The following is a 10,394-nucleotide window of genomic DNA, read 5'->3' as shown; positions in this document are numbered from 1 at the left end:
AATTACCTGATCGCCATCCCAGAATCGCGATTGAAGAAGATCATGTATTCCATATTCAAGGAAACTTCAAGCTTCGTTTTATCTGGAAATTTCACAAATGCAGGCACTCTTATAACCAGCTTCTCGCCGTGGCCAAGATCGAGATGTATGTAGCGGTCGGCTCCCATCAATTCCGAGAATGTGATGGTTCCGTTAATCGGCGTCTCGCCCTGCGGCAAGTCATCCACCTCATTGACAATATGAACATATTCCGGACGTATTCCCAAGATTACAATTCGCCCGTTATACGGCCGAAGCAGCGGATACATCGGTTTCGGCACTTCGATCGAATACCGGTTTGTATCGAAATAGATCATGCCATCCTTCTCGATGATAGTGCCCTGCAGGAAATTCATCTCCGGCGAGCCGATAAAGCTGGCAACGAAGCGGTTCACGGGGCGGTTGTAGAGCTGCTCGGGCGTATCCACCTGCATAATGATGCCGTCCTTCATGACGCAGATCCGCGTTCCCATCGTCATCGCTTCCGTCTGATCATGCGTTACGTAGATCATCGTCGTCTCCAGCTCGCGATGCAGCTCGATGATCATCTCCCGCATCTGCACCCGCAGCTTGGCATCCAGATTCGAAAGCGGCTCGTCCATCAAGAACACCTGGGGCGTACGCAGTACCGCTCTTCCCAAGGCCACCCGCTGACGTTGTCCGCCTGACAGCTGCATCGGCTTTCGTTCAAGCAAATGCTCGATCTCAAGCGTTCTTGAGGTGGATTTGACGGATGATTCGATCAGATGCTTCTCGACCTTTCTCAGCCGCAGCCCGAAGGCCATGTTTTCGAAGATGCTCATATTGGGATACAGCGCATAATTCTGAAACACCATGGCAATATCTCTTTTTTTCGGAGGGATATCGTTCACAAGCTGGTTGCCGATATAGATTTCTCCGCTGCTGATTTGTTCAAGACCCGCTACCATTCGCAATGTCGTCGATTTGCCGCAGCCGGACGGACCGACCAGGACCATAAATTCTTTATCTTCAATTTCCAAATTGAAATTTTCGACAGACACCGGTCCGGACTTGCTGTACTTCTTCACTACATTGTTAAACAACACTCGTGCCAATGGCTCTTCCTCCCTTTCTTTCGCTGCTTGAATTTATTATAGTTCGTTCATTATGAATTCGTTGTGAATTTTGCGTTCATACCGAAGCAGCCGGGATCATAACTGTAAAAACGCTTCCAACTCCGGGCTTGCTGGTGACGCCGATCTTCCCGTCATGCGATTCAATGAGCCGTTTCGTAATCGTTAATCCGAGCCCGCTCCCGCCCGCTTCTCTGGACTGCGTCTTATCGATCCGGTAGAACCGCTCGAATATCCTCGGCAGTTCCTCTTGGGATATGCCGACTCCGTTATCCTTCACATGAACGATAATTTGCCCGGAATCGCGGTCATGATCGGTAATGATTTCGATCTTTCCGGACGCATGCGTATATTTGATCGCGTTATACACAATGTTGACGAAGACCTGGGTCATCTTATCCACATCCACCAGTATCGGACACGGTATCTTCGGCGTTATGAGCTCGATGCTCATATTCTTCGCCCGGCAGGCTTCCTCCAGGCTGGCAACCGCTTGTTTAATTACCGGCACCACATCGATTGCCTCCAAGCGCAGCTCGAACCTTGCGCTCTGCGCCTGAATAATGCGCTCAATGTCGCCTACAAGCCTGGTCAGTCTCGAGATGTCGCGCAATATTTTCTCCAGCCGGATATGATCGGGTTCAAAAATGCCGTCCGCTATCGCCTCAATTTGATTGGAGACCAGCATAAGCGGGGTGCGCAGCTCGTGAGCCAGGTCTTCCATCATCACCTGTCTCCATTTCTCCTGCTCATCGAGCTGATGCACCACGTAATTGATTCCCCGCGCAATACGGAAGGCATCTCCCGTCTCTTCCTCATCGACAGGTATTATTTTCCGTCTGGCATAGACTTCCTCCATCGCACGAGCGATTCTTCCGAATGGCCTCATATGCTTCACCGTCACCAGCAAGGCCAGCGGTAGCGCACATAACACGCCCAGCAGAAGCCCATTTGCCAGTGTTTGTTCGACTTTCTTGACAATACTGTAGCCCGGGTAGCTATCTTCGCTCGCATTCGACCAGACTACCGTCAATTCTCCTACGCGGGTTGCCTGGTTCCACGATGGCACAGACAGCTTGATTTCCTCACCCGGCTCATGCCGAAGCGTATCGAAATAAATCTCGTCGTCATTGCCTTTCCAGCGGACGAGAACGCCTTCCCGCACCGTGAATTCATGAAGCTCACGCTGCTCGCGTTCGGATAACGGCGGGGATAGGCTGCGGTTCCTGATTTCGTCGGAAACCCTGAACAGCGCATCCTGCAGATGATCCTGCTTGAACTGGGCGTACATGGAATGCCACTGGTAGAGCAGGAATGAAACGGCGATTAACAGGACGGTAACCATGCAGAGAAAGACCGAGCCGAACATAGCAAGCATTGTCCCCGATATGCCACGGTCCTTAGTTTTCATCGCGCATCAGCCCCAGCTTGTAGCCCGCCCCGACGACGGTCAGCAAAATTTTGGGCGATTTGGGATCCTGCTCGACCTTTTGCCGGATGTTCTTTACATGGGCATCGATAATGCGGGGATCCCCGACGAAGCGATAGCCTTGCGCGTAGTACAGCAGCTCCGCCCTTGTAAACACCTTCTCGGGCGCCCGGGTTAATGCCGAGAACAATTTATACTCCGTATTGGTCAAATTCGTATCCTGTCCATTCACATAAACAATCATCTTCTGATAATCGATCAGCAGATGTCCGGAGCCGTAGGTGACCAGCTTCGGCTGTTTTTCATCGATCTTCGTAATATACATCAATGACCGCCGGTATACGGCGTTCGCTCTTGCCAGCAGCTCCTTGGGACTGAAGGGCTTGACGACATAGTCGTCCGCACCGAGCTCGAATCCGTTCAACCGGTCCTCTTCCCGCGACTTGGAGGTAATCATAATGAAGGGAATGTTCGAACGCGCCCGAATCTTCTGGGATAATTCTTCGCCCGAGGTCGCGCCCAGCATAATATCGAGTATGACGAGATCCGGAATATTTTTAGTAAATTTTGCTATTGCAATATCCGCATCGTATGCCACCTCCACATTCCATCCATCTTTTTCCATATACGCCTTAATCACTTCTGAAATCGTCGGTTCGTCATCCACAATTAGTACAGAACGGCAGTAATTCATACGAAAACCCTCTCCCTTTACATTATTTGGAATACTACTTAAGTAGTAATCCTCTCTTTTCGTCCAAAACTAGAATGATCCTTCTATTTAATGTTTTTTCGACAAAAGTTCTAACTGTTTTACATAAATATTACTATCCTTGCTGTTCTTTAGAATCATAGGGATAGGGATAATATCCCATAGGTGATAGGTCTTGATACCTCTGCCATTTGTTTATTCACACACAAAATAAAAGAAGCTCCGACGGGGGCCGGCTGCTCGCTCCCCTCGAAGCTTCTTTCCTTATTTATATGATGCCGTTCGCACGGATTGCTATGAGTGAATCTTGTATGTGACCGTTGTCTCTTTATGCCCAAGCAGCTCTTTATGGTTGAAGTAGAACGTATCGCCTTCCCGTGCGGAACAGCATGACCTCCTGGTCGATGTATTCGACGGTGAACGGCTCTTCCAGCGCAAATTTCTTCTTCAAGGTTGAGCGCCTTGGTTTTCCGTTCCGTCCGAATGGACCCAGCGGATGTTCTCGTTATCCAGCATCATAACGTGACCGTCGTCTTCCCCGATGCTAGCCGTCGGGTAGACGCCGTAATAGTTAGACTCCGCTGCCTTCACAATCCTGCTTTGATGTACGAGAACCTTGTGCAGATCATGTGAAAGATGAGTCTCGCCGTGCGAATGGTGGCAGCGATTGGTTTCACCGACACGAAAATAAGCTCTGACGGAATGGCTATCCATTCCGTCAGAGCTTATGCTATAGATCAGCCAACACTTGATACCAGATTCCCTTAGCCGAATACAGACTGTCCCGCACCTCGTCCCAGCCGCCAAGATAATCGATATCGAACAGACCCGCGGGCGTTACGAACTTGTCGCCCACCTCATCGCTTACGGCCTGATCTACGGGCCTGAAGCCGTACGCCGCGAAGATTCGCTGGGCTTCCGCGCTGCGAATAAATGCGACGAATGCCTCCGCGACCTCTCGCGTACCGTGCTTATCGGCATTGACATCCACGACTGCGGCAGGGTTCTCGATCAGAATCGTTGTCTCCGGAACGACGATATCATACCGGATGCCCTGTTTTATCCTTGCCAGCAGCTCATTCTCATAGGTGATGATCACATCTCCGACCCCGTACTCGAAGGCGGCCATCGATGCGCGGCCGCTCTTGTCAAGCGACTCGACATTCTCATGCACCTGCTTCAGGAACGCTTTCGCGAATGCGGGATCCTTCTTCCCCGTCTTCGTTTCCGAGAGCTTCAATCCTGCGCCATATATCGCATTGATATCCCACTGGGCACCGCCGGATGTCTTCGGATTCGGGTACAGCACCTTGATTCCTTTGCGCGTCAAGTCGTCCCAGCCTTGTATTTGCTTCGGATTTCCTTCACGCGTACCCATGACGACGATCGAACGGGTAATCATCCCTTTATGGGGCGCCTGCCGCCAATCATGCGTAATGAAGCCGGCTTTCTGGATTTTGTCGATATCGCCTTCCATCGCCAGCACCGCAACATCCGCTTCAAAGCCGCCTGCAATCGCCCTTGCTTGCGTCCCCGACGCTTCATACGATTCCTGGAAGACGATCCTTTGCCCGGTCTCCGCCTTCCACTTCGCTTGAAACATCGGCAGCAGCTCGGCGAACGCGTCCTTGGCAACTGAATAAGCGCCGATCACCAGCGTGACCTGATCCTTCGAACCCTCCGCCTGACCCTCCGTGCCGCTGCCGCCGCTTGGCCCGCTATCCTTGCTGCAGGCTACCATGACAAGCAGGATCAGAGAAAGGAGCGCCATACCGGCCAGCCGCCATCCATGTTGAATCGATCTCATATCACACACAACGCTTTCTTTAACAGAAGTCAAGAAGAAACGTCTCGTGCCATCCTTAGCGTCGAAGTTAGTTTCTTCCCTTAGACCTTATAGGAATGTGTACGTTGTGAAACATGTACATTCTATAAGCTTAAATATAAATCGGCATCGGATCTTCTTTCAAGGTGTTCTCCATTACCCAGCTGTCATTATCGTTGAACAGGTAGGCCCTGTGAATGAGGACGCTCACTTCGTCGCCAGGCTGCAGCACATCCTTCTCAAGGGAGCGGTACGTAATCAGCTTGATGTCGTCAACGACGACCTCGACCATCCACTCGCTTCCTCTAAAGTGAAGATGCTTCACCTTGCCCTGTACCGTCGCGGAAGGCAGCTTGAATTCGCCGCGTTTGCCGATCTCGATATATTCCGGACGGATAAGCGCCTGCGTACCCGGCCAGTTCTCGGCATCCTCGAAGCCCTTCAACCGTTCCACGCGCTCCACGATGGTCGATTCGCCGATGAAGCTCGCAACGAATTGCGTTTGCGGGTTTTTATATATGTCCCATGGCGAGCCTTTCTGCTCGAGACGGCCTTTATTGATAATCATGATCTCATCGGCTACCTCGATGGCCTCATCCTGATCATGCGTCACGAAGATCGATGTAATGCCCAGGCGCTCGATCATTTCTTTCAGCCATGTCCGAAGCTCGCTCCGGATCTTCGCATCGATGGCTGCGAAAGGCTCGTCGAGCAGAAGCAGCTGCGGCTCCGGCGCAAGCGCCCGGGCGAAGGCGACACGCTGCCTCTGCCCGCCCGACAGCTGATGCGGGTAACGGTGCTCGAAGCCCTTAAGCCCCGTGAGCTCCACCAATGCCATGACACGCTCGCGGATCTGGTCCTTCGGCTGCTTCTTCACCTTCAAGCCGAATGCCACATTATCGTATACCGTCATATGCTTAAATAACGCGTAGTTCTGAAAGACGAAGCCGATGCCCCGCTCCTGCGGAGGCAGATCGTTGACACGCTTGCCGTGGAAAAGGATATCGCCCGATGTCGGGGATTCCAGTCCGGCCAGCATGCGGAGAATCGACGTTTTGCCGCCGCCGCTTGGGCCCAGCAGGCCGATCAGATGTCCTCTCTCGATTTCGAAGCTGACATCGCGTACCGCATGAAAGTCGCCGAACTGCTTATTTAATCCGTTTACCTCGATATGCATACGTCTAGTGCACTTCCTTTCGCTTCTTGGCCCATTCCATGATCAGCAGCAAGCCGACCGAGAAGGCCGCCAGCACAAGAGCAACGCCGTTTGCCGCCGTGACGTTGAAATTCTCGACATCTTGATAAACGAGCGTTGTGGCGGTCTGTGTTTTGTTCATGATATTGCCGGACACGACGAGAACAGCTCCGAATTCGCCTAACGAACGGGCTACGGTTAATACGATGCCATAGATGACGCCCCAACGAATCGAAGGCCAGGTCACATACCAGAACGTGTACCAAGAATAAGCGCCTAACGTCGAAGCCGCCTCCTCCTGCTGGGAGCCGATTTCCTGCAGCAGCGGCATCACCTCGCGCACCATAAGCGGGAACGTCACGAACAGCGTGGCCAGCACCATGCCGGGCAGAGCGTATACGACCTTGAATCCGATATCTTCGAAGAAAGCGCCCATAATCGAGCTGGGTCCCAGCAGCAGCACAATCATCAGGCCGCCGATAACCGGCGATACGGCGAAAGGCAGGTCGACGATGCTGTTCAATAGCTGCTTGAGCCGCTTGCCAAGCCATGTCGCCCGGACGAGGTACAGCGCGAGCATGACGCCAAACACCGTGTTGATCGCCGTTACTATGACGACAATCAATCCGGTCATCATGAGCGCATGAAGCGATTGCTTGCGGCCGAGAGCCTCGATAAAGCCGCTCCAGCCTTCCTGCCAGGCACCGGTGAAAATTTTGACGATCGGAACGATAAGAAGCAGAATAAAGACCATGTAGGTCAAGGTAATCCATAGCTTTCTCATTTGCCGAGCCTCCTCGTCTGGATGAGGTTGACGGCCCACAATATGATGAACGATAGCGTCAGCAGCATAACGGAGACGGCCGCTGCGCCTTGCGGATTATCGCTTTCGATCTCCCCGAAGATATATACCGATGCAATCAGCGTCTTTCCCGGAATGTTGCCGGCAACGAGCACCACGGCGCCAAATTCCGCGAGCGCTCTGGAGAATGCCAGCATAGCCCCGCTTAATATTCCGGGAAGCATGGACGGGAAGATGACCTTGAAGAAGGTGTGCGACTTCGAAGCGCCAAGCGTATACGAAGCTTCTTCCTCCGATTTGTCGAGCTCCTCCAGCAGCGGCTGCACCGCGCGAATGACGAAAGGAAAGGTGACAAACACCATCGCGATGACAATAGCCGGTTCATGAAACACGATTTCAATGCCAAACTTCCCGGCAATTCCTCCGGCAAAGCTGTTCGGACCGAGCAGCAGCAGAATCATCAGACCGCCGACCGCGGTCGGCAGAGCAAAGGGCAGGTCGACAAGACTGTTCAAGAGCCGCCTGCCCGGAAACCGGTAGCGAATCAATACCCACCCGATCATCGTTCCGAGAAGAACATTGATCAACGTTGCGATAACCGAGAGCCTGATCGTCAGAAGAACGGCCTTCCATGCGAGCGGATCGCTGACGCTGTTCCAGAACGGCTGCCAGCCGAGCTCGAAGGATTGCGCGTAAATCCCGATGATCGGAAGGACGATAAGTATAATGAAATAAAGCATGATGGTAGTCCGGAAGCCGAAGCTCCACCAACGGCCGCGAAATAATGCATTCAATCCTGCTTACCTCCTGACGCTTTCCTGTTGGAATCGCGTACAATGTGTCCGTTTATTCCAATGAGCTTACTAGGTATTAATAATATATCCGAATCCAGGATGTCCCGTCAACGAAAAAATCAGTAAATTTGATGGGAGCGATAGCTGCTCCTGATAGACCAAGCTGCTGCAGCATTCGAATGATCACCTTTGGAAACGCAACCGTTTACATTACTATATAAAACAATAACCGCCGGATAAGGTATCTGGCGGTTATTGTGGGTAAGGGCGCCGCATCCGCGCGGCTCACACATGCATCGTTATTCATTTTCAATATAATACTTGTCTTCGCCGGTCGAGATGACCGCCTGCCCTTGGGTGAGGTCCGTTATCCAAGCGATGAACGGATCGGCTTCCGTTACTTCCGGCAAGCAGGTGATAACAACGCGGTCGGTGAACTCCGTTCCGCCCACGCGGACGCCGCGCGCATGAAACTCGTTCTCCAGCTTGCCGTACCAGGTGTAATCGACTTCGACGATCACCTCGCGATGAAGTACCTTCACGATGACCTCGGCGGCTTCTAGCGCGGCGACCGCGCCGTCCGTATAGGCTCGGATCAAGCCTCCGGCACCCAGCATAATGCCGCCGAAATACCGCGTCACGACGATGACGACATTCTTGACTCCTTGATGCTTCAGAACCTCCAGCATCGGCTTGCCTGCTGTGCCGCTCGGTTCGCCGTCGTCGGACTGCTTCTGGTATTCATCCCGTTCGCCGATAATATATGCCGAGCAGTTATGGGTGGCGTTCCAATTCTGCTTCTTGATCTCCTCGATAAAGGCAACCGCTTCTTCCTCGGAATCGACCGGCTTGCCGTACCCGATGAAACGGGATTTCTTGATGACGATTTCTTTGCTCGCCTGCTGCCGAACTGTCTTATACTTATCCAGCATTGTCGCGTTACCGCCGGTTCTGCGTTACGGTCCCTTTGGACCTGCGCGCTATTTCAACCGAGCTTCAAGCTCGGCTTTCTCTTTCTCGTAACCCGGTTTGCCAAGAAGCGCGAACATGTTGCGTTTGTACGCCTCGACGCCCGGTTGGTCGAATGGATCAACGCCCAGCAGGTAACCGCTGATTCCGCAAGCCTTCTCGAAGAAATAGACCAAATAGCCGAACGTATACGGCGTCATATCCTCAATGTTGACGATGAGGTTCGGCACTTGGCCGTCCGTATGCGCCAGAAGCGTTCCTTCGAATGCCTTCTTGTTGACAAAATCCATTGTTTTGCCCGTCAAGAAGTTCAAGCCGTCCAGATTATCCTCGTCATGACCGATCGTCAGATGCTCGGACACATTGCCCACTTGAATGACCGTTTCGAAGATGTTCCGGTTCCCTTCTTGGATGAACTGCCCCATCGAGTGAAGGTCCGTCGAGAAATCGACTGCCGCCGGGAAGATCCCTTTGAAATCTTTGCCTTCGCTCTCGCCGTACAGCTGCTTCCACCATTCCGATACATAATGAAGCGACGGCTCGTAGTTGACGAGAATTTCCGTCGTCTTGCCTTTGCGGTACAGCGCGTTGCGGACCGCAGCGTACTGGTATGCGCCGTTCTCCGCCAGATTCGGGCTGCCGTACTCCTTGGAAGCGTCGGCTGCGCCTTTCATCATCGCTTCAATGTCGATGCCGGCTACGGCAATCGGCAGCAAGCCAACGGCAGTCAGGACCGAATAGCGTCCGCCTACGTCATCCGGGATCACGAACGATTCGTAGCCTTCTTCCATCGAGAGCTTCTTGAGCGCACCCTTCTCGCGGTCCGTCGTCGCGTAGATGCGCTTGCGCGCTTCTTCTTTTCCGTATTTCGCTTCCAGCGCTTCGCGGAAAATGCGGAATGCAATGGCTGGCTCTGTCGTCGTGCCGGATTTGGAGATGACGTTGATCGACCAATTGCGGCCTTCCAGCAGCTGCATCAGGTGCGTGACGTATGTAGAGCTGATATTGTTGCCGGCGAACAGAACCTGCGGCGTCTTGCGCTGGTCTGCCGGTTGAATGTTATAGAACGAATGCGAGAGCATCTCGATCGCGGCGCGAGCTCCAAGGTAAGAGCCCCCGATTCCGATAACGATTAGCACCTCGGAGTCGGACTGAATTTTTGCAGCCGCTTGCTGGATGCGTGCGAATTCTTCTTTATCGTAGTTCTTCGGAAGGTCGATCCAGCCCAGGAAGTCTGCGCCCGCTCCGGTCCCGTTATGGAGCTGGTCATGCGCAACGCGGACCTGCTCGGCAAAATAATCGACTTCGTGTTTGCCAACGAACGTCAGCGCTTTGCTATAATCAAACTGTACTGCTTTACTCATGAACGATGAAACCTCCTAAAAGTTTTGTGGGAATCATGCTGCCGAAGGAGCATTGGAACAAAACTCGCTTCGTAAGCTTCTGCCCGGACAACAAGATGAAACCTGATCAGGTTAGCGTAGAGACACCTGCTTTGGCACGAAGGTGCCCTGCAGGTTGTCCCCTTTTGGCAT

General features: G+C 52.7%; 10 protein-coding genes. All 10 read right to left on the bottom strand.

Going from position 1 to position 10,394, the window contains the following annotated elements; genetic code table 11:
• Positions 1-2 precede the first annotated feature (2 nt).
• The 10 genes from L1F29_RS06400 to L1F29_RS06355 all read right to left on the bottom strand — a co-directional run bounded on the left by L1F29_RS06400 (position 3) and on the right by L1F29_RS06355 (position 10,223).
• Positions 3-1,115, bottom strand: coding sequence for an ABC transporter ATP-binding protein (locus L1F29_RS06400; RefSeq protein WP_258387507.1), 1,113 nt, complete (start codon positions 1,113-1,115; stop codon positions 3-5).
• Between the two features lie 76 nt (positions 1,116-1,191).
• Positions 1,192-2,544: a sensor histidine kinase gene (locus L1F29_RS06395; RefSeq protein ID WP_258387506.1), complete on the bottom strand. Its 1,353-nt coding sequence runs from the start codon at positions 2,542-2,544 to the stop codon at positions 1,192-1,194.
• The gene (locus L1F29_RS06390) at positions 2,534-3,256 is read right to left on the bottom strand and encodes a response regulator (protein ID WP_258387505.1); all 723 of its coding nucleotides are present in this window, start codon (positions 3,254-3,256) and stop codon (positions 2,534-2,536) included. Before L1F29_RS06390 ends, L1F29_RS06395 begins: the two co-directional genes overlap by 11 nt.
• Positions 3,257-3,721: 465 nt before the next feature.
• Positions 3,722-3,988 (bottom strand): hypothetical protein, encoded by a 267-nt coding sequence (locus tag L1F29_RS06385; protein WP_258387504.1) that lies wholly within the window; start codon positions 3,986-3,988, stop codon positions 3,722-3,724.
• 16 nt (positions 3,989-4,004) lie between these two features.
• Entirely contained in the window at positions 4,005-5,081 is a 1,077-nt protein-coding gene (locus L1F29_RS06380) for a sulfate ABC transporter substrate-binding protein (RefSeq protein ID WP_258387503.1), read from the bottom strand.
• 130 nt (positions 5,082-5,211) lie between these two features.
• Positions 5,212-6,276 carry a sulfate/molybdate ABC transporter ATP-binding protein gene (locus L1F29_RS06375; protein ID WP_258387502.1) on the bottom strand — a complete coding sequence of 355 codons (1,065 nt, stop codon included), beginning with the start codon at positions 6,274-6,276 and terminating at the stop codon, positions 5,212-5,214.
• Between the two features lie 4 nt (positions 6,277-6,280).
• Complete coding sequence (locus L1F29_RS06370) at positions 6,281-7,078, bottom strand: sulfate ABC transporter permease subunit (RefSeq protein ID WP_258387501.1); 798 nt, start codon at positions 7,076-7,078, stop codon at positions 6,281-6,283.
• A complete protein-coding gene (gene cysT, locus L1F29_RS06365; protein ID WP_258387500.1) occupies positions 7,075-7,890 on the bottom strand; it encodes a sulfate ABC transporter permease subunit CysT in 816 nt (271 codons plus the stop codon). The genes L1F29_RS06370 and cysT overlap by 4 nt, the downstream gene beginning before the upstream one ends.
• A gap of 299 nt (positions 7,891-8,189) precedes the next feature.
• Positions 8,190-8,822 carry a YigZ family protein gene (locus L1F29_RS06360; protein WP_258387499.1) on the bottom strand — a complete coding sequence of 211 codons (633 nt, stop codon included), beginning with the start codon at positions 8,820-8,822 and terminating at the stop codon, positions 8,190-8,192.
• Between the two features lie 48 nt (positions 8,823-8,870).
• Complete coding sequence (locus L1F29_RS06355) at positions 8,871-10,223, bottom strand: glucose-6-phosphate isomerase (RefSeq protein ID WP_258387498.1); 1,353 nt, start codon at positions 10,221-10,223, stop codon at positions 8,871-8,873.
• Between the last annotated feature and the right edge of the window lie 171 nt (positions 10,224-10,394).

The sequence above is a fragment of the Paenibacillus spongiae genome, from assembly GCF_024734895.1.
GTDB lineage: Bacteria > Bacillota > Bacilli > Paenibacillales > Paenibacillaceae > Paenibacillus_Z > Paenibacillus_Z spongiae.
The sequence above is the reverse complement of the archived record's forward strand: the minus strand, read 5'-3'. Positions and strand labels throughout refer to the sequence as shown.

What these genes read in the sequence shown, in the direction of transcription:
- L1F29_RS06395 (WP_258387506.1), bottom strand. Translation starts at nt 2,544, where the DNA reads ATGAAAACTAAGGACCGTGGCATATCGGGGACAATGCTTGCTATGTTC.
- L1F29_RS06390 (WP_258387505.1), bottom strand. Translation starts at nt 3,256, where the DNA reads ATGAATTACTGCCGTTCTGTACTAATTGTGGATGACGAACCGACGATT.
- L1F29_RS06385 (WP_258387504.1), bottom strand. Translation starts at nt 3,988, where the DNA reads ATGGATAGCCATTCCGTCAGAGCTTATTTTCGTGTCGGTGAAACCAAT.
- L1F29_RS06380 (WP_258387503.1), bottom strand. Translation starts at nt 5,081, where the DNA reads ATGAGATCGATTCAACATGGATGGCGGCTGGCCGGTATGGCGCTCCTT.
- L1F29_RS06375 (WP_258387502.1), bottom strand. Translation starts at nt 6,276, where the DNA reads ATGCATATCGAGGTAAACGGATTAAATAAGCAGTTCGGCGACTTTCAT.
- L1F29_RS06370 (WP_258387501.1), bottom strand. Translation starts at nt 7,078, where the DNA reads ATGAGAAAGCTATGGATTACCTTGACCTACATGGTCTTTATTCTGCTT.
- L1F29_RS06360 (WP_258387499.1), bottom strand. Translation starts at nt 8,822, where the DNA reads ATGCTGGATAAGTATAAGACAGTTCGGCAGCAGGCGAGCAAAGAAATC.
- L1F29_RS06355 (WP_258387498.1), bottom strand. Translation starts at nt 10,223, where the DNA reads ATGAGTAAAGCAGTACAGTTTGATTATAGCAAAGCGCTGACGTTCGTT.